The 22,493-nt window shown below is 69.0% G+C and carries 19 protein-coding genes and 1 pseudogene; 13 read left to right on the forward strand and 7 right to left on the reverse strand.

All coding sequences use genetic code 11. The features are described from left to right. The first annotated feature begins 12 nt into the window (after positions 1–12). Positions 13–744, forward strand: a complete 732-nt coding sequence (locus tag ACLJRL_RS36095) for an ion channel (protein ID WP_410660859.1) — start codon at positions 13–15, stop codon at positions 742–744. Here the strand turns inward: ACLJRL_RS36095 and ACLJRL_RS36100 are convergent. The 3 genes and pseudogenes from ACLJRL_RS36100 to ACLJRL_RS36110 form a co-directional block, all read right to left on the reverse strand. Beyond that, positions 701–2,586, reverse strand: a pseudogene (locus ACLJRL_RS36100) (acyl-CoA dehydrogenase). The gene ACLJRL_RS36095 and the pseudogene ACLJRL_RS36100 sit on opposite strands and share 44 nt — an antisense overlap. A gap of 67 nt (positions 2,587–2,653) precedes the next feature. Further along, the gene (locus tag ACLJRL_RS36105; protein WP_410660860.1) at positions 2,654–4,045 is read right to left on the reverse strand and encodes a glycoside hydrolase family 28 protein; all 1,392 of its coding nucleotides are present in this window, start codon (positions 4,043–4,045) and stop codon (positions 2,654–2,656) included. A gap of 68 nt (positions 4,046–4,113) precedes the next feature. Continuing rightward, positions 4,114–4,674, reverse strand: a complete 561-nt coding sequence (locus ACLJRL_RS36110; RefSeq protein WP_410660951.1) for a hypothetical protein — start codon at positions 4,672–4,674, stop codon at positions 4,114–4,116. 246 nt (positions 4,675–4,920) lie between these two features. Here ACLJRL_RS36110 and ACLJRL_RS36115 point away from each other — a divergent pair, with 246 nt between their 5' ends. Then, complete coding sequence (locus ACLJRL_RS36115; RefSeq protein WP_410660861.1) at positions 4,921–5,115, forward strand: hypothetical protein; 195 nt, start codon at positions 4,921–4,923, stop codon at positions 5,113–5,115. A 69-nt stretch (positions 5,116–5,184) separates the two neighbouring features. On the opposite strand, the gene ACLJRL_RS36120 is transcribed toward ACLJRL_RS36115, so the two are convergent. After that, positions 5,185–7,197 carry a thioredoxin domain-containing protein gene (locus tag ACLJRL_RS36120; protein WP_410660862.1) on the reverse strand — a complete coding sequence of 671 codons (2,013 nt, stop codon included), beginning with the start codon at positions 7,195–7,197 and terminating at the stop codon, positions 5,185–5,187. Positions 7,198–7,260: 63 nt separating this feature from the next. Here ACLJRL_RS36120 and ACLJRL_RS36125 point away from each other — a divergent pair, with 63 nt between their 5' ends. Together ACLJRL_RS36125 and ACLJRL_RS36130 are read left to right on the forward strand one after the other, a co-directional pair. Next, on the forward strand, positions 7,261–8,628 hold the full coding sequence (locus ACLJRL_RS36125; RefSeq protein WP_410660863.1) for a 3' terminal RNA ribose 2'-O-methyltransferase Hen1: 1,368 nt from the start codon (positions 7,261–7,263) through the stop codon (positions 8,626–8,628). Continuing rightward, positions 8,625–11,117: a polynucleotide kinase-phosphatase gene (locus ACLJRL_RS36130; protein ID WP_410660864.1), complete on the forward strand. Its 2,493-nt coding sequence runs from the start codon at positions 8,625–8,627 to the stop codon at positions 11,115–11,117. Before ACLJRL_RS36125 ends, ACLJRL_RS36130 begins: the two co-directional genes overlap by 4 nt. 71 nt (positions 11,118–11,188) lie before the next feature. Here the strand turns inward: ACLJRL_RS36130 and ACLJRL_RS36135 are convergent, their stop codons facing one another. Further along, the gene (locus ACLJRL_RS36135; protein ID WP_410660865.1) at positions 11,189–11,512 is read right to left on the reverse strand and encodes a hypothetical protein; all 324 of its coding nucleotides are present in this window, start codon (positions 11,510–11,512) and stop codon (positions 11,189–11,191) included. Further along, positions 11,513–12,412 (reverse strand): mycothiol conjugate amidase Mca, encoded by a 900-nt coding sequence (gene mca / locus ACLJRL_RS36140; RefSeq protein ID WP_410660866.1) that lies wholly within the window; start codon positions 12,410–12,412, stop codon positions 11,513–11,515. Between the two features lie 146 nt (positions 12,413–12,558). Here mca and ACLJRL_RS36145 point away from each other — a divergent pair, with 146 nt between their 5' ends. From ACLJRL_RS36145 to ACLJRL_RS36155, 3 genes are all read left to right on the forward strand, one after another. Next, positions 12,559–13,014 (forward strand): DUF4307 domain-containing protein, encoded by a 456-nt coding sequence (locus tag ACLJRL_RS36145; RefSeq protein ID WP_410660867.1) that lies wholly within the window; start codon positions 12,559–12,561, stop codon positions 13,012–13,014. A 201-nt stretch (positions 13,015–13,215) separates the two neighbouring features. Then, a complete protein-coding gene (gene greA, locus ACLJRL_RS36150; RefSeq protein ID WP_410660868.1) occupies positions 13,216–13,716 on the forward strand; it encodes a transcription elongation factor GreA in 501 nt (166 codons plus the stop codon). A gap of 84 nt (positions 13,717–13,800) precedes the next feature. Next, complete coding sequence (locus ACLJRL_RS36155) at positions 13,801–14,604, forward strand: MBL fold metallo-hydrolase (protein ID WP_410660869.1); 804 nt, start codon at positions 13,801–13,803, stop codon at positions 14,602–14,604. Here the strand turns inward: ACLJRL_RS36155 and ACLJRL_RS36160 are convergent. Next, positions 14,601–15,074 carry an Lrp/AsnC family transcriptional regulator gene (locus tag ACLJRL_RS36160; protein WP_410660870.1) on the reverse strand — a complete coding sequence of 158 codons (474 nt, stop codon included), beginning with the start codon at positions 15,072–15,074 and terminating at the stop codon, positions 14,601–14,603. The genes ACLJRL_RS36155 and ACLJRL_RS36160 overlap by 4 nt on opposite strands. A gap of 121 nt (positions 15,075–15,195) precedes the next feature. On the opposite strand from ACLJRL_RS36160, the gene hppD reads away from it, so the two are divergent. From hppD to ACLJRL_RS36190, 6 genes are all read left to right on the forward strand, one after another. After that, the gene (gene hppD / locus ACLJRL_RS36165) at positions 15,196–16,395 is read left to right on the forward strand and encodes a 4-hydroxyphenylpyruvate dioxygenase (RefSeq protein ID WP_410660871.1); all 1,200 of its coding nucleotides are present in this window, start codon (positions 15,196–15,198) and stop codon (positions 16,393–16,395) included. A 250-nt stretch (positions 16,396–16,645) separates the two neighbouring features. Continuing rightward, complete coding sequence (locus ACLJRL_RS36170) at positions 16,646–17,188, forward strand: YbaB/EbfC family nucleoid-associated protein (RefSeq protein ID WP_410660872.1); 543 nt, start codon at positions 16,646–16,648, stop codon at positions 17,186–17,188. 33 nt (positions 17,189–17,221) lie between these two features. Further along, positions 17,222–17,536, forward strand: coding sequence for a type VII secretion target (locus ACLJRL_RS36175; protein ID WP_410660873.1), 315 nt, complete (start codon positions 17,222–17,224; stop codon positions 17,534–17,536). Then, a complete protein-coding gene (locus ACLJRL_RS36180; protein ID WP_410660874.1) occupies positions 17,536–21,591 on the forward strand; it encodes a hypothetical protein in 4,056 nt (1,351 codons plus the stop codon). Before ACLJRL_RS36175 ends, ACLJRL_RS36180 begins: the two co-directional genes overlap by 1 nt. Then, positions 21,578–22,015, forward strand: a complete 438-nt coding sequence (locus ACLJRL_RS36185; protein ID WP_410660875.1) for a hypothetical protein — start codon at positions 21,578–21,580, stop codon at positions 22,013–22,015. Before ACLJRL_RS36180 ends, ACLJRL_RS36185 begins: the two co-directional genes overlap by 14 nt. A gap of 61 nt (positions 22,016–22,076) precedes the next feature. After that, on the forward strand, positions 22,077–22,493 hold the full coding sequence (locus tag ACLJRL_RS36190) for a hypothetical protein (RefSeq protein WP_410660876.1): 417 nt from the start codon (positions 22,077–22,079) through the stop codon (positions 22,491–22,493).

The following is a 22,493-nucleotide window of genomic DNA, read 5'->3' on the forward strand; positions in this document are numbered from 1 at the left end:
TGGGAAAAGCGGATGGAGTGGCCACTCAACGGCGCCGCCGTACTGTTCCTGATCGCCTACGCGTGGCCGATCCTCCAACCCTCGCTCGGCCACACCGGCCGGGTCTGGTGCGAGGTGGTCACCTGGATCTCCTGGGCGGTCTTCGCCCTGGACTACGGCGTCCGCCTCAGGCACGCCGAAGACAAACGGGTGTTCCTCAAGAACAACATCTTCGACCTGCTGATCATCGTGCTGCCGCTGATCCGGCAGTTGCGCCTGCTCCGGCTGGTCACGGTGCTCAACATCCTCAACCGCAACGCCGGCCTGTCGCTGCGCGGCCGCGTCGTGGTCTACACGGTGGGCGCGACGGCGCTCATCGTGTTCTGTTCGGCGCTCGCCGTGCTCGACGCCGAGCGCACGGCGCCGGACGCGCCGATCACCGACTTCCCGGACGCGTTGTGGTGGTCGGTCACGACGATCACCACGGTCGGCTACGGCGACCGGTATCCCATCAGCGGCGCCGGCCGCATCGTCGCGGTCGGGCTGATGGTGGCCGGGATCGCGCTGCTCGGTGTGGTCACCGCGACGCTGGCGTCGTGGCTGATCCGCCGGGTGACCGAGGCCGACGAGAGCGCGCAGGCCGTCACCCGCGAGCACCTCGACGAGCTGACCCGCGAGGTCAAGGCGTTGCGGGCCGAGCTCGCCGAGCAGCGGGGCGAGATCAGTCCCGCAGCATCGGAGCCGCTAGGTACTTCTCGGGGATAGCGAAGGCGTCCACCAGGGTCCGCGCGTGCGGGCGCAGGTCCGCGCACAACGCGTTCACCGCCGCGGTGACGGCCTTCGAACGCCCCGAAGTCAGGCGCCCGTGTTCGAGGAACCAGCCGCGGTCCGCTTCGATGTTCGCCAGCGCGTAGAGATCGCAGACCCGCTCCAGCAGCTCGCGCGCGTCCGGATCGGCGCAGCGCTCGATCGCGTCCACGAACGCCTCCAGCACCACCCGGTCGACGTGCACCCGCCCGGCCCGCAGCACGTGGTCCTGCGCCTCGTTGAAGACGCCGAAGGGATCCGAAGCGGCCTTCCGCAGGCGCTGTGCGACCCCGCCGAGCACGTGCTCTTCGCGGTCTTCGAACAGCTTCACGTGCCACTCCCGATCGAACAGCACCTCGCTGTCGTCGACATCGGTGAGCCGCTCGATGACCTTGCGCGCCGACGTCCGTTCGATCACGGCCTCGACGAACTGCTCCGCCACGAACCTCGCGGTCGCGAGCGGGCTCAGGTCCTCGAACTGGTCCTTGTAGCTGGTCAGCAGGCCCTTCGCGACCAGCTGCAGCAGCACGGTGTTGTCGCCCTCGAAGGTGGTGAAGACGTCGGTGTCGGCCTTCAGCCCGGCGAGCAGGTTCTCCGACAGGTATCCGGAGCCGCCGCACGCCTCGCGCGCGGTCTGGATGGTCGCCGTCGCGTGCCAGGTGGTGACGGCCTTGATCCCGGCCGCGCGCGACTCCAGCTCCCGCTGCTCCTCTTCCGGCGCGTCCTCCGCGATGTCGTTGAGCTTCGCGACCAGGACTTCCTGGGCGAAGTGCAGCGCGTACGACGTCGCCAGCGCGGGCAGCAGTTTCCGCTGGTGGGCGCGGTAGTCGAGGATCACGACCTCCTCGCCCTCCGGCCGCGCGAACTGCCGCCGCTGCTCGCCGTACCGGACGGCCAGCGCCAGTGCGCGTTTCGTCGCGCTGCCGGCGCTGCCCGCGACGCTGACCCGCCCGCGGATGAGCGTGCCGAGCATCGTGAAGAACCGGCGGCCGTCGCTTTCGATCGGGCTCGTGTACGTACCGTCCTCGGTGACGTCACCGAATCGGTTGAGCAGCGCCTCGCGCGGAACCCTCACCTGGGTGAAGGTGAGCCTCCCGTTGTCGACGCCGTTGAGCCCGGCCTTGCGCCCGCAGTCCTCGATCTCGACACCGCGCGCGTCCTCGCCGCGGATCGGCACCAGGAACGCGTGCACACCGCGCGACTCGCCCCGGTGATCAGCTGCGCGAACACCACCGCGAGTTCCCCGTCGCGGGCGGCGTTGCCGATGTACTCCTTCATCGCGCCGCGGTCGGGCGTGTGGATGACGAACTCGCGGGTGGCCGGGTCGTAGGTAGCGGTGGTGCGCAGGTGCTGGACGTCCGAGCCGTGGCCGTGCTCGGTCATCGCGAAACAGCCGAGCACCTCCAGATCCTTGATCTTGCGCAGGTAGCGCTCATGGTGGCGTTCGGTGCCGAGCAACTGCACCGCGCCGCCGAACAGGCCCCATTGGACACCGGCCTTGACCATCAGCGAGAGGTCGCCGAACCCCAGCATCTCGAACGACATCACCGAGCCGCCGACGTCGCCGCCGCCACCGTGGGCCGGGTCGAAACCGAGTCCCGGCCGGTCGGTGCGGGCGAGCAGGCGCAGCCATGCGAGGACCTGGGCACGGTGGGCCTCGACGTCGAGGTCGACGGGGTCCTTGAAGTCCTCCGCCGCCATCTGCGCGCGTACCGCGCCGCGCAGCTCGGCCCACCGTCCATCGAGGACGGTGGTCAGCGCGTCCGGGTCGATCTTCGCGGGAAGTCCTGGTGTGTCCACGATTCCTCCGATGCGGTGCGGTCTCCGGATCCAGCCTGCCGCACCGCATCGGGGAGCGCAGGACGAATCAGACGGGCTCACCGTTGATCGTGGTGCGGGTGAACCGCAGGTCATCGACGTATCTCAGCGTGTTGTCGGTGTTCGCGACCCCGTCGAAGCGGCAATCGCTCACCCGCAGCCCCCGGATATGTGAGTTCGGCAACCCGCGGACGTTGAACGCCGCTTGCCCGCATTTCGTGCTGGAGGAGTTGCTGACCGTGAACGGCCCGAACCGGGGGACGAACGAACCGGTCTGCCCGTTGTAGTCCGGGAGGACGTACACGATCGAGCGCACGAACGTGCCGGAGACGCTGTCGAGGTTGATGTTCTCGGAGAACCCGCCGCGCAGGGTGTTCGATTTGACGTACAGCGCGTATTTCGTCTCGCCGGTGACGGTGAGCCTGTACGCGTAGACGTTGCGGATGCCGCCGGTCTGCTCACTGCCGCAGGTGATGGCGCCCCAGTTTCCGTTCATCACGCAGTCGGCGACGACGATGTTCTGGCAGGGCTCGCCGATCCGCCGCCCGTCGGCGTCCCGGCCCGCTTTGAGGGCGATGTTGTCGTCGTGCGCGCCGAGGTTGCTGTTCACGATCACGACGTGGTCGCACGATTCGGGGTCGCACGCGTCGGTGTTGGAGCGCGCGGTGCTCGCGTCCGTGCGGACGCCGTCGATCGTGACGTTCCGGCACAGCGTGGGATGCAGTTGCCAGAACTGCGGGTTCTTCAACGTGATGCCCTGGATCAGCACGGTGTCGCACGCGTACGGCTCGACGAACGACGACCGCATCGCGTACCCGGAGCCGAGCACGATCCGTTTCTCCGGTGGAATCCCGTCGGCGACCAGGGATTCGAGGTACTCGCGGTCCTTGCCCTTGTTCCACGACGACGTCGTGGCGGCATCGAGCGTGCCCAGTCCGGTGAGCCCGATGTTGGACTCCTTGTAGGCGTAGATCATCGGTGACCGGTTGACGCACTCGATGCCCTCGTACCGGGTGAGGACGTTCGGGAATTTCGAGGCGTCCGAACCGAATTTGAGCACCGCACCCGCGGCCAGGTGCAGGTCGACGTTGCTCTTGAGGTACACCGCGCCGGTGACGAAAGTGCCCTTCGGCACGACGACGTGCCCGCCGCCTCGCGCGTTGGCCGTTTCGATCGCCTTCTTGATCGCGGCGGTGTTGTCGGTCTTGCCGTCGCCTTTGGCGCCATAGTCGAGGACGGAGAGCGTCCGGTCCGGGAAGACCGGGAGTTTCGTCCGCGCGACGATGTCGTTGGCCGCGGGCCAGGGAAGCGTGGGGACCGTAACCGGGTACGGGCGCGTAGCCGCCGATGTGGTGGGCGCGAGCAACGGGCTCGCCGCCGCCGCGCCCGCCACCGCCAGCGCACCGTTGATCAGCTGCCGCCGGGTGAATCTGCCGTCCATGACGCCTTCTTTCGCAAGAGGACTTCGGTCAAGACGGCGGAATCCCGACTGTAGGGGCGAATTCCGGCTTAGGAAAGGTCCGGTCCCTGTGAGCGGAGATCGTCGACCTTGGTCATCGCCTCCCGGAGTTCGGCGAGCCAGGTGTCGGCGTGCTCCCCGACCAGGCGCACCGCCCAGGCCAGCGCCTCCGAACGCGACCGCGCGACGCCGGCGTCGACGAGGGTGTCGAGGACCAGGCGTTCGGGCTGCCGCAGCCTGGTCATCACCGGGGCCGAATGCGTGGTGAACAGGTGCCTCGTGCCGCCGAGGCTCGCGCCCCACGCGACCTTGCGCTGGTAGCGGTGCTCGGCCTGGCGCGCGATCTCGATACGAGCGTCGCGGGTGTCCTCCCGATAGCGGCTGATCCGGCCGTCCTCGGCCGCGGCGCGGGCGGCGTCATCGGCGTATTCGCCGGTCAACGGCTGGAGTTCGCCGACGATGACGATCTCCTCGCGGTCCACCGTGACCTCGGGGTCGCCGGCGAACCAGTCGTCCGGGAGCCGTCCGCCGAACCAGGCGGCCGCGTCATCCGCCGACGGGGTCTCGGCCTGCTGCCAGCCGCCCCGGCCTTTCCATCCACCGCGTCCCATATGTCTCGCCGCCTTGAAGTAGGTGTGCATGCTCGCCTCCGCGATTACATGATTACAACGCTACCGACGCTACGCCTGTGACAGGTGAGAAGCACTCGTGTTCTCCCCCGGCGAAACCCGGGGCAACCTGATGACCTGCGCGGACGTGAGTGGACGGCAGCAATTCATGGGACATCCAGTGGGTCATCACGCCGGGCGAGGTGAAACCCGGCGGCGAGCTCTACGCGGAGACCAGGGCGGCGATCGGTGGGGAAGACACCGGGCAAGTACACGGCGACCTTCACCTGCCTGGACGGCACGAAGACGAAACCGCCCGCGACCACGAAACCGTCGAAGCCCAAGCCGGCGAAGACGACCTCGGCCAAGCCGAAGGCGCCGCAGGTCGAGGTGAAGCCGGTGGGGGCACCGCAGACCGGGGGCGGCGCGCTCGCCCTCGGATGAGAAGTGTCATGAAAGGGTCTTTCAGGACACTATTTGTCCTGAAAGACCCTTTCATGACACCCACTGCCCTTAGGTGAGCTGGGCGCGCAGGTCGTCCACGGTCGTGACCGGCCGCTCGCACACGTAACCGCGGCACACATACGCGGCGGCGGCACCGCCCACCAGCGGGCGATCCGCGAGCAGCGGAACACCGTCGGCATCGGGAACACCGCTCACGACGACCGCGCCGTCCGGCAGTGACGCGAGGGCCTCGGCCAGCAAATCCTTGCGCGACAATGCATCCGCCCCGGCCACAGCGACCTGGACCGGACCGGCCGCGGCCGCTTCGGCGACGGTGAGCCAGTGCCCGGCGAACCGCGGCGCGTGCGAGGCGAGGCGTCCCGCGCGGGACAGCGCCTGCTCGGCGGCCTCGCGATACCGGCCCACCTGGTCGTGCCCGGCCAGCACCGACGCGGTCAGCAGCGCGTTCGCCAGCGCCGAAGCCCCCGCCGGGCTCGCGTTGTCGGTCGGGTCGGAAGGACGCTGCACGAGGACTTCCGCATCGTCGGCCGTGTCGTAGTAGGCGCCTGGCGAGTCCGGGACGCCGAAGTGGGCCAGCGCGAGGTCGAGCAGCGTGATCGCGTCGGCGAGCCAGCGCGGTTCCCCGGTCGCCTGGTGGAGTTCGAGCAGCCCTTCGGCGAGGCAGGCGTAGTCCTCCAGCACACCGGCGGTCGTGCCGACGACGCCGTCGCGCGAAGTCCGCCGCAGCCTTCCGTCCACGAAATGGGTGTCCATCAGGAAAGCGGCGGCACGGGCGGCCGCGTCGATCCACTGTGGACGGTCCAGCCGGGAACCCGCCTTGGCGAGTGCGCCGATCGCGAGCCCGTTCCAGGCCGCGATGACCTTGTCGTCGCGAGCGGGCTGAGGGCGTCCGTCACGCGCGGCCAGCATCGCCCGGCGGACCCGGTCGTAGCGCTCGCCGTCGGCGGGATGCGGCTCGCGCAGCCGCAACGTCGACGCGCCGTGCTCGAAGTTGCCGCGCTCGGTCACCTGGAACAGTTCGGCCGCCCAAGCGCCGTCCTCGGCACCGAGAACTTCGGCGAGCTGCGTCGGCGTCCAGACGTAGGTGAGTCCTTCGACGCCCTCGGTGTCAGCGTCGAGCGAGGCGGCGAACCCGCCCTCGGCCGTCCCGAGGTCGCGCAGCAGGAACTCCGCGGTCTCCTCGACCGTACGGCGCGCGTACTCGAGTCCGGTCACACCGTGGAACTGCGCGTAGAAACGCAGCAGCAATCCGTTGTCGTACAACATCTTCTCGAAGTGCGGCACTTCCCAGCCGGCGTCGACCGAGTAGCGCGCGAACCCGCCGGCGAGCTGGTCGTTGAGCCCGCCGAGCGCCATCGCCTCGGCCGTGGCCTTCACCGGGGCGAGGGCATCCTCGGAACCGGTGCGCTCGTGATGACGGAGCAGGAAGTTCAACGCCATCGTCGGCGGGAACTTCGGCGCTCCCCCGAAACCGCCGTGCTCCTGGTCGTACTCCTTGCGCAGCAAGGCGACCGCGGCGTCCAGTGCCTCACCGTCCACAACGGACTCGGGCAGCGGACCGCTCTTCTCCGTGAGGTGGGCGATGATCTGCTGGGCGCCCGAGCGCAGGTCGTCCGGGCGTTCGGCCCAGGCCTCGGCGACCGCGACGAGCAACTGCGAGAACGACGGCATCCCCGGCCGCGGTGTCGGCGGGTAGTAGGTGCCGCACTGGAACGGCTCGCCCTCCGGGGTCAGGAAACACGTCATCGGCCAGCCGCCCTGGCCGGTCATCGCCTGCGTGGCGCCCATGTACACCGCGTCGATGTCCGGACGCTCCTCGCGGTCCACCTTGATGGTGACGAAGTTCGCGTTCATGAGAGTCGCGGTGGCGTCATCCTCGAAGGACTCGTGCGCCATGACATGGCACCAGTGACACGCCGCGTACCCCACGGAAAGCAGGATCGGTACGTTCCGCCGCTTCGCCTCGGCCAGCGCTTCGGCGCCCCACGGCCACCAGTCCACCGGGTTCTCGGCGTGCTGGAGCAGGTACGGACTGGTCGCGGCCTTCAGGCGGTTCGACATGAGTTCAGGGTCGCACGCCGAAATCCCCGCGCGCACGACGGCCGACTGCGCGAGGATGGCGGGGTGTTGCTGACCCTGACGACCACCCGGACACCCGCCACCGACCTGGGCTTCCTCCTGCACAAACATCCGGAGAAGGCGCAGTCGTTCACGCTCTCGGCCGGGACGGCGCACGTCTTCTACCCGGAGGCGTCCGACGCCCGCTGCACGGTCGCGCTGCTCGTCGAGATCGACCCGATCGACCTCGTGCGCAACGGCGCGACTTCGTTGACCCAGTACGTCAACGACCGGCCGTACGCGGGTGGCTCGTATCTGGCGGTGGCCTTGCGGGCGGTCTTCGCCACGGCGCTGTCCGGCCGGTGCGCGAACCGGCCGGAACTGGTCGACGAGCGGCTCCCGCTGGAGGTCCGCGTGCCATCGCTGACCGCGCGGGGCGGCCCCGAGGTCGTGCACAAGCTGTTCGAACCGCTCGGCTGGCAGGTCGAGGCGACGCCCATCCCCCTGGACCCGGAATTCCCGCAGTGGGGCGATTCGCGCTACGTCGACCTCCGCCTGACCGGTACGCAGCGGATCGTCGACGCGCTCCGGCACCTGTACGTCCTGCTGCCCGCGCTCGACGGCGACAAGCACTACTGGGTCGGCCAGGACGAGGCCGACAAGTTGCTGCGCTCCGGTGAAGGCTGGCTCGCGGACCACCCGGAACGAGAACTGATCACCAACCGGTACCTCGAACGGCGTCGCCCGATCGTCTCGTACGCGCTCGCGCAACTGGCCGAGGCGGACGACGTGCCGGCCGAGACCGAAGCCCTGGTCACCGAAGTGCCTGACCGGCCCGAACCGCTGGCCGTGCAACGACAGGGCAGCGTGCTCGCCGCGCTCCGGGCGGCGGGCGCGCGGCGCGTGCTCGACCTCGGCTGCGGCGGCGGCGCGCTGCTTCGGGTACTCCAGAAGGAGCCGTCGTTCACCGAGATCGTCGGCGTCGACGTGTCGGCGAGTGCGCTCGATATCGCCGAGAAGCGGCTCAAGGACAAGTCGCGGATCACCCTCCGGCAGTCCGCGCTGACCTACGCCGACCCGTCGCTGGCCGGGTACGACGCGGCCGTGCTGATGGAGGTGATCGAGCATGTCGACGAGGAGCGCCTGCCCGCGCTGGAACACGCCGTGTTCGGGATCGCCGCCCCGCGCACGGTGCTCGTCACCACGCCGAACGCCGAGTACAACCGGCACTTCGAGTTCCTCGAAGAGGGCCGTTTCCGGCATGACGACCACCGCTTCGAATGGACGCGCGAGCAGTTCCGTTCGTGGGCCGACGGCGTGGCGTCGCGCTGCGGCTACGAAGTCCGCCACCTGCCTGTAGGACCTGAGTCCCAAGATTCAGGACCTCCGACCCAAATGGCCGTGTTCACGTCTCGAAAGGAGGCCATGGCATGAAGCTGACCATTCCCGACATGTCCCTCGTCGTGCTCGTCGGAGCCTCCGGATCCGGCAAGTCGACGTTCGCGCGGACACATTTCGCGCCGACACAGGTGCTTTCCAGCGACTACTTCCGCGGCCTGGTGGCCGACGACGAGAACGACCAGAGCGCGTCGGCCGCCGCTTTCGACGTCCTCCACTACGTCGCGGCGAAGCGGCTCGAAGCGGGACGAGTCACCGTGATCGACGCGACGAACGTCCAGCGTGCTTCACGGGCGAGCCTGCTGAAGCTGGCGAAGGACTACGACGTCCTGCCGACGGCGATCGTCCTCGACCTGCCTTCGAAGGTCTGTCAGGACCGCAACGCGTCCCGGCCGGACCGCGACTTCGGCGAGCACGTCGTCCGGCGTCAGCGCGGCGAACTCCACCGATCACTGAAGTCGTTGGAGCGTGAGGGTTTTCGTCGTGTACACGTGTTGCGCAGCGAGGCCGAGATCGCCGAGGCGGAGATCGTCGTCGAACCGCTGCGCAACGACCGCCGCGAGCTGACCGGGCCGTTCGACGTCATCGGCGACGTCCACGGCTGCCGCGAAGAGCTGGAGGAACTGCTCACCGAACTGGGCTATGTGGACGGTGCGCATCCCGAGGGCCGCACCGCGGTGTTCGTCGGCGACCTCGTCGACCGCGGACCCGATACGCCGGGTGTGCTGCGCCGCGTGATGGCGATGGCCGAGGCGGGCAACGCGCTGGTGGTCTGCGGTAACCACGAACAGAAGCTGGTCCGCGCGTTGAACGGACGCAAGGTCCAGATCACGCACGGGCTCGCGGAGTCGCTGGAGCAACTGTCCACACAGGACGAGGAGTTCCAGGCGAAGGCGCTCGCCTTCTGCGACGGGCTCATCGCGCACTACGTCCTCGACGACGGGAAGCTCGTCGTGGCGCACGCCGGGCTGCCCGAAAAGTTCCACGGACGCGCGTCCGGCCGCGTGCGGAGCACCGCGCTCTACGGCGACACCACCGGCGAGACCGACGAGTACGGCCTGCCGGTGCGGCTGCCGTGGGCGCACGACTACCGCGGTACCGCGATGGTCCTTTATGGACACACTCCGACGCTGGAACCGGAGTGGATCAACAAGACCATGTGCCTCGACACGGGCGCCGTGTTCGGCGGGAAGCTGACCGCCCTGCGCTACCCGGAGCGGGAAGTCGTCTCGGTGAAGGCGAAGAAGGTCTGGTACGAGCCGACACGCCCGCTCGAACCTGAGCGGCCGCTGGGCGGACGCGAGCCCGCGGTACTGGAACTCGGCGACGTCACCGGGAAGCGGATCATCCAGACCCAGCACCACGGCCGCGTCGGCGTCTCGGCCGAGCAGTCCGCGGCCGCGCTGGAGGTGATGAGCCGGTTCGCGGTGGACCCGCGTCGGCTGCCGTACCTGCCGCCGACGATGGCACCGTGCTCGACGTCCACTTCGGACGACTACCTGGAGCATCCCGAAGAGGCGTTCGCCGAGTTCCGTGCGGCGGGCGTGGATCACGTGGTGTGCGAAGAAAAGCACATGGGCTCCCGCGCGGTCGTCCTGGTGTGCCGGGACGACGACGTGGCGCCCGCGCGATTCGGGATCAGCGGCGCCGGAGCGGTGTACACCCGCACCGGGCGGCCGTTCTTCTCTCCGGAGCAGAACGCGCGGTTGCTCGCGGGTGTGCGCGATGCCGCGTCGGACCTGTTCGAGGAGCTGAACACTGGCTGGCTGCTGCTGGACGCGGAGTTGCTGCCGTGGAGCGCGAAGGCGGGGAAGCTGATCTCCGGCCAGTACGCGGCCGTCGGCGCGGCGGCCCAGTCGGTGCTTCCGGCCGCCGTCGCGTCGCTGGACGCGGCCGCCGCACGCGGGGTCGACGTGTCCGGGCTGCTCACGCGGACCCGGACCCGAGAGTCCACTGTGGACGCCTACCGGGCGGCGTACCGGCGTTACTGCTGGCCGACCGACGGCCTCGACGGCGTCCGGCTCGCGCCGTTCCAGGTGCTGGCATCAGAAGGCCGTACGTACCACGACCGGCCGCACGACTGGCACCTCTCGCTGCTGGACCGGCTCACCGGCGACCTCTTCACGCGTACGCGGACGCTGGCCGTCGACACCACCGACACGGCGTCGGTGGCGCGCGGCGTCGCCTGGTGGGAGGGCCTGACCGGCGCGGGCGGCGAGGGAATGGTCGTCAAGCCGTCGGTGAACCTGGCCCGCGGCACGCGCGGGCTGGTGCAGCCGGGGGTGAAGGTGCGCGGGCGGGAATACCTGCGGATCATCTACGGGCCCGACTACACGCTGCCGGAGAACCTTTCGCGGCTTCGCAAGCGCGGGTTGAACCGGAAGCGGGCGCTGGCGCTGCGCGAGTACGCGCTGGGACTGGAGGCACTGGAGCGGCTGGCGCGCGGGGAACCGCTGTGGCGGGTGCACGAGTGCGTGTTCGCCGTGCTGGCGCTGGAGTCGGATCCGGTCGACCCGCGCCTCTGACCCGCTCCGAAATGCTATGAACGGGCCTTTCCTTGCAAATTTTGCAAGGAAAGGCCCGTTCATAGCAGCGTTCAGTCAGATTTAGCGACCGGCTTCTCCGCCTTCGCGGGCTCCTCGGCGACGGCCTTCTCGACGGGCACGTCACCTGAGGGAGCCGCGGCGTCCGAAGCAGGTTCGTCGAAGCTCTCCGGAAGCCGCTTCAGGTGCTTGGTCATCGACCGCACCAGCAGCGCGACGGCGATCAGGAACAGGATCAAGATCAGGAAACCGACCGGCGACGACTTGCCGAAGTCCTCGCCCTGGCCGCCGTTGTCGCCGTTGCCGGGCTGCTGTGCCAGGAACTGCGACGCCGCCGTCACCGGAACGACGGCGAACGCCGGCACCAAAAGACTCATCTAGCCCACCTTCTCCGTCAGACCGGCGAACAGATCGTCCTCCGGCAAGGTGCTGTCCACCAGTGAGCGGACCAGCTCGTATTCCTCGGTCGGCCAGACCTCGCGCTGCAGGTCGCGCGGGACGGCGAACCAGCGGCTGTTCGGGTCGATCTGGGTGGCGTGCGCCTTGAGCGCGTCGTCACGCTGCTCGAAGTACTCGCCACATTCGACGCGGGTGGTCACCCGCTCCATGACGTCGGCCTTCTCCGGGTCCCACGACTTGAGCCACTCCGCATACGGCGACTCCAGGCCGCGCGCGAGCAGCCCCTCGTGGAACAGCGTCATCCTGGCGCGTGAGAACCCGTGCACGTAATACAGCTTCAACGGCTGCCACGGCTCGCCCGCGTCGGGGTACCGCCCGGCCTCGCCGGCGGCGTCGAAGGCCGCGACCGAGATCTCGTGGGTACGGATGTGGTCAGGGTGCGGGTATCCGCCGTTCTCGTCGTAGGTGACGATCACGTGCGGACGGAACTCGCGGATGACCTGCACCAGCGCACCGGTGGACTCCTCGAGCGGGATGACCGCGAACGAGCCCTCCGGCACCGGCGGCAGCGGGTCGCCCTCGGGCAGGCCCGAGTCGAGGAAGCCGAGCCAGGTGTGGCTCACGCCGAGGATCTTGGCCGCGCGGGCCATCTCTTCCCGGCGGATCTCGGTCATGTTGGTCAGCACTTCGGGACGGTCCATCGCCGGGTTCAGCACGCTGCCGGCCTCGCCACCGGTACAGGTCACGACGATGACCTCGTGCCCCTCGGCGGCGTACTTGGCCATCGTGGCGGCGCCCTTGCTCGACTCGTCGTCGGGGTGCGCGTGTACCGCCATCAGGCGGAGGCGTGACTTCGGCGGTTCATCGGCTCGCACCATGTTCCGAACGTCCCCTTCTCGTTCCGTATTCCCCGCGACCCTGCCTGCCGGCCCGCGCGGCCGGGCGCGGATACTCGAGCAGGAAACACTCGCATTCGACGTCCATTGTCCCTGCGGGTACGACGAGACCTACCGGGAGGCCCGGGTTGAGCACGGGACAGGATGCTCCCACCGCGGAAAGCACCCGGACGGACCTGCCCGAGGGCCGGTACGGCAAGACGCGCGCCGCGCGGCCGAGCCGCTTGCGCCGTCTGGTGTTCCTGGTCATCGCGCTGCTGTTCAGCGGCACGATCGCCTACGTCGCGTACACGAACTTCGGCAGCGCCCCCATCGAGGGCGAGCGCGTCTTGTTCGAAGAGAAGCCGGGCGACGCGATGGAGATCACCATCAACGTGACCAGGGACGACCCGAACCGCGCGGGGGTCTGCGTCGTCCGGGTCCGGGACAAGGCCGGTGCCGAAAGCGGGCGAAAAGAGGTCCTCGTCCAGCCCGGCGCGAAGAACAGCCGGGTGACTACCACCATCAAAGGTATTGGACGACCCGTGACGGCTGATATCTTCGGGTGCTCGTACGACGTACCACGGTACTTGTCAAGGCCATAGCGGCCAACGGGGTGAAACAGGCGCCCAACGCCGAGGCGCGACCGAAATGACCGGCGGCGATGGTTCGCGCCGTGTTACTCTGATCTACCGGCACGGCCCAAGACGGGCCGTGTTTTTCCTTTTATCTCACCCAGGTCGGCACGCCATGCCGAACCTGGCGGCCGGCTTGTACACCCAAGCCTGGCAGGCCCCTACGAGGAGATGGTGACCGTGAGCGACACTAAGGTGACCTGGCTGACCCAGGATGCCTACGACAGGCTCAAGCAGGAACTCGACCACTACATCGAGCTCCGCCCGGTCATCGCCACGAAGATCAACGACAGCCGGGAAGAGGGCGACCTCAAGGAGAACGGCGGCTACCACGCCGCCCGCGAAGAGCAGGGCCAGCACGAGGCCCGCATTCGCCACCTCCAGGAGCTCCTCCGCGGGGCCAAGGTGGGCGAGCCGCCCGCCAACGACGGCAGCGCGGGACCGGGCAAGGTCCTCACCGTCCGCTACGACGGTGACGACGAGGACGAGAACTTCCTCTTGGCGACTCGTGAAGAGGGCACCGAAGGCGGCCTGGACGTCTACTCGCCGGAATCCCCGCTCGGCAAGGCGCTGCTCGGCGCCAAAGAGGGCGAGACCCGCGAGTACGAGCTGCCCAACGGCAGCATCCAGAAGGTCACTCTCGTGAAGGCCGTGCCTTACACCGACAAGTAAGCCCTGGCGCGCCCGGCCGGATCGATGGCCGGGCGCGCATATGAGCCGTTAGCGTGACCCTCGAAGCACTTCTGGAGGGACACGATGAGCGAGCTACCTCTCTGCGTCGCCTGTGGCATGCAGTACGCGGAACCCAGGTCCGACTGCCCCGTCTGCGAGGACGAACGTCAGTACATCCCGCAGGCGGGACAGCAGTGGACCGATCTGGACACCGTGCGCGCGAGCGGGACATATACCGCGCGCATCGAAGAACAAGGACCCGGCCTCGTCGGCGTCGGTTCCCATCCCGGTTTCGCCATCGGCGAGCGGGCACTGCTGGTCAAGGCCGAATCCGGCAACTTCCTGTGGGACTGCGCGGGCTATATCGACGACGATCTCATCGCCGGGGTCCGTGAGCTGGGCGGGATCACCGGCATCGCGATCAGCCACCCGCACTACTACACCACGATGGTCGAATGGGCCCACGCCTTCGACGCCCCCATCTACCTGCACGAGGGCGATCAGCAGTGGATCGGCAGGCCCGACCCGGCGATCAAGCTGTGGAGCGGCGCGACCCTCGACGTCGCCCCCGACCTGCGGCTGCTCAACCTGGGCGTGCACTTCGCCGGCGGGACCGTGCTGCACTGGCCGGGCGGGGAGAACGGCCGCGGCGCGGTGCTCTCGGGCGACATCCTGCAGGTCATCCCGGACCGCCGGTTCGTCGGCTTCATGTACAGCTACCCCAACCTGATCCCCGAGCGGCCCGAAATCGTCCGCCGCGCGGCCGAGATGCTGGATCCCTACGAGTTCGAGACGATCTACGGCGCCTGGTGGGACGCGATCATCCGCACCGACGGGCACGAAGCGGTCCAGCGGTCGGCGAGGCGGTACCTGGGACAGGTGCTTTAGCTCCTGGCCAACCGCTCCAGCAGCGGCCGTACGCGCGGCGGAACCGGTGTCGACAACGCGATCGACGTCGACGTCCGCCGCACGTACGGCGCGCCGACCACCTCGTCGACCACCCGCTGCAGGTCGTCGTTGTTCCGCGCCACCATCCGCACGAAAAGGTCGCCCTGACCGGTCGTCGCGTACACCTCGCACACCTCGTCGATCGCGGCCAGCGCCTCCGCGACCTCGGCGCGGCGCCCCTGCGCGATCTCGAGGACGGCGAACGCGGTGAGCCCGTAGCCCATCGCCGCGAGGTCGAGTTCGGGCGGGAAACCGCCGAGGATCCCGCGTTCGGTCAGCCGGTCCAGCCGGGCCTGCACGGTGCCCCGCGCGACACCGAGACGCCGGGCGCATTCGAGCACGCCGAGCCTCGGTGAATCGGTGAGCAACAGCAGCAGCCGGGCGTCCAGCGCGTCGAGCATTTCCGACACTGTCTCTACCTCCTGCGCAGGTTGTCCACTATGACGACGTCACCGCGATCGTCGCTGGGCATAGTGTGCAGCAAAATCTTCGACCATTGCACATTGTGCCTCGCGATCAGATGCTTCAGTCATGACGCACACAGTGGAACCCCAGGCTGCTCTTGACGACGTGAGCTACGACCAGCTGCGTCAGCTCGTCGGGCTCGTCGATCACGACTCGTCCACGGACCCCTTCCCGGTGAAGTCGATGGACGCGGTGGTCTTCATCGCGGGCAACGCCACGCAGACCGCGTGGTTCTACCAGGTCGCGTTCGGCATGCAGCTCATCGCGTACTCCGGCCCCGAGACCGGGAACTTCGAGCGCAAGTCGTTCGTGCTGAAGTCCGGCTCGGCCCGCTTCGTGATCACCGGTGGCGTCAAGCCCGATTCCCCGCTGCTCGACCACCACCGCCGTCACGGTGACGGTGTCATCGACCTCGCGCTCGAGGTCGCCGACGTCGACAAGTGCATCGCCCACGCCCGCGAGCAGGGCGCCACCGTCCTCGAGGAGCCGCACGACGTCTCCGACGAGCACGGCACCGTGCGCGTCGCCGCGATCGCGACCTACGGCGAGACCCGCCACACCCTGGTCGACCGGTCGAGGTACGAAGGCGTCTACCTGCCCGGCTACGAGCCGCGCGAGAGCAAGATCGTCCGGCCCGCGGGTGCGCCGAAGCGGCTGTTCCAGGCCGTCGACCACTGTGTCGGCAACGTCGAACTCGGCAAGATGGACTACTGGGTCGACTGGTACCGCCGTGTCATGGGCTTCGTGAACATGGCGGAGTTCGTCGGCGACGACATCGCGACCGAGTACTCGGCGCTGATGAGCAAGGTCGTCTCCAACGGCAACCACCGCGTCAAGTTCCCCCTCAACGAGCCGGCGATCGCGAAGAAGAAGTCGCAGATCGACGAGTACCTCGAGTTCTACGGCGGCGCGGGCTGCCAGCACATCGCGCTGGCCACCAACGACATCGTCACGACGGTGAAGGCGATGCGCGCGGCGGGCGTCGAGTTCCTCGACACCCCGGACTCCTACTACGACGACCCGGCGCTGCGCGCGCGGATCGGCGAGGTCCGGGTGCCGATCGAGAAGCTGAAGGAGCACCGCATCCTGGTCGACCGCGACGAGGACGGCTACCTGCTGCAGATCTTCACCAAGCCGATCGGCGATCGGCCGACCGTGTTCTACGAGCTCATCGAGCGGCACGGCTCGCTCGGCTTCGGCAAGGGCAACTTCAAGGCTCTGTTCCAGGCCATCGAGCGTGAGCAGGAACGCCGGGGCAATCTCTGACGCCGAGGCGTCGTCAGAACGGTCGCGGCAACCTCTGACCCCGGCAGTTCGCAGGGCGTGAAAGGGCTCTTCATCGCACTTTGTGCGGTGAGGGGCCCTTTCGCTACGTGATGGGGCCGACTTTGTCGGCCGGGGGTGGTACACCGGATGAGCACTAGGCTGTTCGACGAACTTTCAGAACACCGGAACCGGTGGCGTCTTCGAACCGTCAGTGTGAAGACGTCAGCAAGCAGCTTGTGGAAGGGCCCTGATGCCGGACAACGTCGACGCCAGCGAACAGATGGTGGACAACTGGACGAAGCAGATCCAGGAGACCGCCGCGCGCTATCAGGCGATGGCTGCCCGGATGCAGGGGCAGACCGTGACCGAGCGGTCGAAGGACAACACCATCGAGGTGACGATCGACGCGAAGGGCCTGCTCACCAACCTCGCCATCTCCGAGGCCGCGAGCGGCAAGAAGATGGCGGAGGTGTCGGCGCAGGTCATGCGGCTCGTGCAGCTCGCGCAGTCACGGATCCCGGAACTGCTGCAGCAGGCGATGGCCGAAACTGTCGGCACCACCGATGAGACGGCGAGCCGAGTGATCGCGGAAGCGCAGAGCACCTTCCCGGAGGCGCCACCGGAGGAGAACCTCGCTCCGGCGGAACCCGAGCGGCACCACCGGTTCGGGCCGGACGACGAGGAACCGCCGCCGCCTGCGTCGTCGGCCCCGCCGCAGCCGAAACCGATCCCGCGCCGCCGCCGCTCGCAGGACAACGATGACGACGATTTCGGCGGCAGCATTCTTTCTTAAGACGTTCATCCGGCCTGGTAGAGGGGAGACACCATGGCACCCAAGGGTTTCGAGCTCGGCTCCGACCTCGACGCGCACGCCAAGCAGATCGACGGTATCGCCGACGGTCTGCGCACCGCCGTCGACGCCGCGCAGCAGGTGAGCATGCCCACCGACGCGTACGGCATCATCTGCCAGCCGTTCCGGATGATGCTCGACCCGGTCGAGGAGTTCGGCATCAACGCGCTGAACAAGGCCGTGGAGGCCGCGACCGCGGTCGCGAACAACGTGCGGTCCGCGTCCAACGCCTATCAGGCCCAGGACGAGAACTTCGCCTCCGAGTTCAAGAACGCGCAGGTGCCTGACTGATGCCCGAGGGGAATCCGCTCGTCGCGAAGGCGCCGACGGACGGCGACGGCCCAGGGCCGCTGACAGCCGGGAACAGCGAATACGGGTATGCGGCGGGCATCGGCGTCGCCGAGTCGGCCATGGACGCCTTCAACGGCATCTCCAGCGGCGACTGGGTCGGCGGCGGGCTCGGTGTGCTGAGCCTCGCGGGCGAGATCGCGAGCGCGGCGATCGACCCGTTCGGCTACCTGCTGTCCTCGGTGGCGTCGTTCCTGATGGAGCACATGCAGCCGCTGAAGGACATGCTGGACGCGGTGGCCGGCGATCCGCCGGTGATCCAGTCCTACTCCGAGACCTGGGGCAACGTAGCCAAGAAGCTCGAAGAGACCCAGGTCGAGTTCTCGAACACGGTCAAGAACGGCACTTCCGGCTGGACCGGCGAGGCGGCCGACCAGTACCGCAAGCAGGCCGCCGAGCAGGCGGAGGCGATCAGCGGGGCGTCGACGGTCGCCGGCGGGATCAGCACCGTCGTGATGATCTTCGGCGAGATCGTCGCGTTCGTCCGCGAATTCATCCGCCAGCTGATCGCGGACGCGGTCGGCAAGCTCATCGCGTGGGTCATGGAGACGGTGTTCTCCCTCGGCTTCGGCACGCCCATCGTGGTCGCGCAGGCCGTCACCGCGATCGCCAAGTGGGCCGCGAAGATCGCCGACAAGCTCAAGGAACTGTGCGACGCGATGCGGCGGGTCTCGCCGCTGCTCGGCAAGCTGGTCGATGTCTTCGAGAAGATCATCAAGATCTTCGGCAAGATCGCGGGCAAGATCACCGGGCTCGACGCGCTCAACCCCAAGAACATCAAGGCGGGCGGGTTCGTCCAGCGCGGTGGCCGCGGCGGTGGCTCCGGCGGTCCCGACGGCGGCGGTTCAGGCTCCGGTGACGGCGCGGACGGCGACGGTTCCGGCAGTGGTTCCGGCGACTCCGGCGATTCGGGCTCCGGCGACTCCGGCTCGGGCTCGGGCTCGGGCTCGGGCTCGAACGATTCGGGCTCCGGCGGTTCGGGCGACGGCGGTTCGGGTTCCACCGGTTCCGACGGCGATTCGGGCGGATCGGGTCGCTCCTCGGACGGCTCCGGCGATTCCGGCAGCGGTTCGGACACCCCGCCGAGCACCTCGACCCGAGGTGGCGACGGAGGCGGCTCACCGTCCACAAGGGACAGTGGCGGCTCGCCGGCCCGTTCCGACGGCGGTTCTCCCGGCCGCACGGGCGAGGGCGACGCACCGTCCACTCCGGACAACGGCCTCGGCCGCACCCCGGACGGCGGCGGCTCGTCCCCGCGATCCGACGGCGGTTCCCCCGGCGATTCCGGTTCCCCGAGCCACGCCCGTACCGGCGATGGCGGCTCCCCCAGTGCCGCCCGCGCCGACGCTTCGGCTCCCCACACCCGGTCCGACGGCGGATCCCCCGGCAACACCGGCGATTCCGGCGCCCCGAACCGGGCACCCGACGGCGGTTCACCCGGCCCGACCCGCACGGACACCGGCGGCTCGCCCAGTCACGCGTCCGACGGCGGTTCCCCGAGCCACGCCCGTACCGGTGATGGCGGCTCACCGAGCCACGCTGGAGACGGCGGCGGCGCACCCCGGACCCACGGCGGCGACGGCGGCGGCTCACCCAGCCCCACCCGCACGGACACCGGCGGCTCACCGAGCCACGCCGGCGACGGCGGCGGCTCGCCCCGGACCCACGGCGGGGACGGCGGCGGCTCACCCACTCCGCGTTCCGACCCGTCGCCCGGCCACCACGGCGGCAACGACGGTGGCGGCAGCCCGACAAGGCCGACCGACAGCGGCACGACGACCAGCGGTACCGCGCCCACGGCACCGCGCGTCGGCGACGCCGGCCCGTCACACCTCCCGTCGCAGCGCGGCGGAACGGGTGGCGACGGTTCCCCGTCCGGTGTCCCGCCGCAGGGTCAGCCGGTCGCGGGCGGAATGCCGCCCCAAGGCGCTCCTGGTGGCACCCCTGGCTCCCCCGGCTCTCCGGGTTCGCCCGGCGGCAGGCCGCCGGGCGGCGGCTGGACGGGTACGCCCGGCTCGCCGCGCACCCCGGACGGGCACACCCCGCGCACGCCCGACACGAACACCGGTCCCAGCCGGGGTCCCGGCCAGACCGGCCCCGGCGGACGGCCGAACCAGCCGCATCAGCCATCGCCGGTCGCCCGTGGCAACGACTTCGGCCCCGGCACCGGTACTCCCCACGCTCCCGGCACCCATGGCCCGGGCAACCGGCCCGGCGGCACGGGTCCCGGGAACACCGGCCCCGGCGGCCGTGGCCCCGGCGGTCAGTCCGGCCCGCCGCGTTCGCCGGACGGTCCCGGCCCTGACGGGCACACCCCGCGTCAGGACCCGAACGGCCACCCCGACAATTCGCCGCACGACCGCGGCCCCGACGCCGAGCCCGATCGCCCGCTGACCCCGGACGAGGTCAACCAGCGGCATTCCGAAGGCACCCCCGCGGGTAGCTCGTACCACCGCGGCGACGGAGACATGGGCGACCTGCCGCACCGCGTCCAGCCGGACCCGGACGGCCGCCACACGGTCGACGTGCACGTGACCCCGGACGGCCACGCCCGTATCGGCAACCGCACGTACACCCCCGAAGAGTTCGCGGACATCCTGCGGCGCAACGGGGATTACGACGGCCGCCCGATCCGGCTGATCGGCTGCGACGCCGGCTCGAACGACTTCGCGCGCCGTCTGTCGCGGGAACTCGACACCGAGGTGATGGCGCCGAGCAGGCCAGCGTGGACCGACTCGAACGGGCGCGTCTTCTCGTCCGACTACGAGATCGGCCCCGACGGCCGCACCCGGCCCCGGATCCCGCCGAACGGCGAATGGGACATCCACAGCCCCGACGGCACCTCCCGCCGGGCGAGCGACGACGGCTTCACGCCCGACACATCGCACGCGGACAAGCAGGACGTGGACGCCGACAGCGCCCGCGACCGGGGAGACGGCGACGAGCCGGACAATCGCGCCGACGACGATGACGACGATTTCGACAGCAGTAATTGGGATGAGCACGAAATCCCGCGCGACGACCCGCGGATCAACGAAAGGTTCGTCGACTACAACCGGCCCGGCCACGACAGTCCCGACGCCGGCCCGCCGGAGAACCCGTACAACAGGCCACCGGACTCGCCTCAGGAGATCGAGGTCGGGAGGCGGAACGCCGACAAGACGGAGCCGGGCGACTTCAGCCAACCTGTTCCCACCAAGCCGAAGGTGCTCGACGGCGTCGAGTTGACGCCGAACACCGAATACCACGTGGTGAACAAGGGCAGGAACGGCGTCGTCGCCTCGGAGACGCGGTTCTTCACCGACGCCAACGGCGACATCAAGTGGGTGGAATTGACTCCTGGCGGCGGCCGCACCCCCGAGGGGGTCAAACTGCAGGCCAACCCGGACTTCAACTACCCGTTGCTGCCCAACACCCAGTACCGGGTCGACAACTTCAACGATCCGTCGAAGAAGATCGACGTCGAAACGGACAGCCGGGGGCAGACGGAACGGGTCACCGGACAACCCGAGTACACGGACTCGAACAAGGACTTCCGGGACTCCGGCGGGAAGTACACCGGGCAGGGACGTGCCGGGCACGAAGGTCAGAACGCCTACAGCAACGATCCCGACCACAAGAAAGTCCAGTGGGCGGGCGGCCACTTCGTCCCGACCGAGGGGGGTGGACCACCTGGTTACGGGAACATGCACGGGCAGATGGCCTCGTCCAACAGCGGGCACAGCAGGGACGGCTGGGAGCCCGCGGACACGTGGCGCAGGCAGGAAGAACAGCTCGCCGAATACCACTCCCCGCCGGAACGGGTCGTCGAACTCCTGCAGTTCGACTCACCGCGCCGGGCGGACGGTCTCTCGGAGGTCGACACCTACCGGTGGCAGATCACCGAGATCGATCCGGCATCCGGTGAGCCGGTCACCAGGGTGTACGAGCGGAAGTTCATCAACGTGCCGGAAAACATGGACCCCAACGCGACGGTGAGGCGTTATGGCGAACCCTGATCAGCTGATCCAGGCGGTGTGTGACACCGCCGAACGGTCGGCGCCCGCCGGCTGGCGCAGGATCGTCCTGCGGGTCTGGGCCAGTGTGGTCGTGCAGCAGGTGGAGCTGACGGTCGTGCTGGCGGACGGTTCTTCACCGGCGACGCAGCCGCCCGAAGTCACGGACCTGATCAGCGAACTTCGCATGGCGATGTACCTGCCGGCCCGGGGAACCTGGCTCTCGGCGTGGTTCGAACTCCGCGCGGGCGAGCCGCCCGAGGCGGGATTCAATCTCGACCAGGATCCGGCGTGGTTCCCCGAGCTGCCCCCGATCGCGTTCGCCCGTGATCTCGACGTTTTCCCGCGATCCGATGAGCACATTCCCGTCTGGCTGCGCCAAACGCTGGCGGACGCGGAAGCCATGGCGCCCCGGCCGGGTGACTAGGGTTGGCTCAGAAACCACGGCGATCACCGACCGAGCGCACTACACCGGAGGGCCGCACAGCATGACGCTGACGCCTGTCGAGCAGGACGAACTACTCGGCGAAATCACGAAGACGCTCATCGACGCCGCACCGGCGAGCTGGCAACGGCTGATCTTCGACTTCAAGGTCATCGGGCGACAGGCCAGCCCGGGCTTCGCGGCAAGGCTGGCCGACGGCTCGACTCAGCAGATCAGCACGCCGAAGGATGTCTCCAAGCCGCTGTCCAAGCTCCGCAAGGGTATGTACGCCGAAGGGCTCGGCACCTGGTTCTCCGTCGGACTGGTGATCGATCCGCCCGCGACCTACCGCGCGGAATTCAACCGGGACGCCGAGCCCACTTTCCCGGCACCTACCGCCGCCGAGCAGTACACGCTGGAGCAGGAGCGGTTTCCCCGCACCGACGAGAACCTGCCGGATTGGTTCCGCAGCAAGCTTTAG

Origin of the sequence: Amycolatopsis sp. lyj-112 (genome assembly GCF_046549055.1) — a bacterium.
Lineage (GTDB): Bacteria > Actinomycetota > Actinomycetes > Mycobacteriales > Pseudonocardiaceae > Amycolatopsis.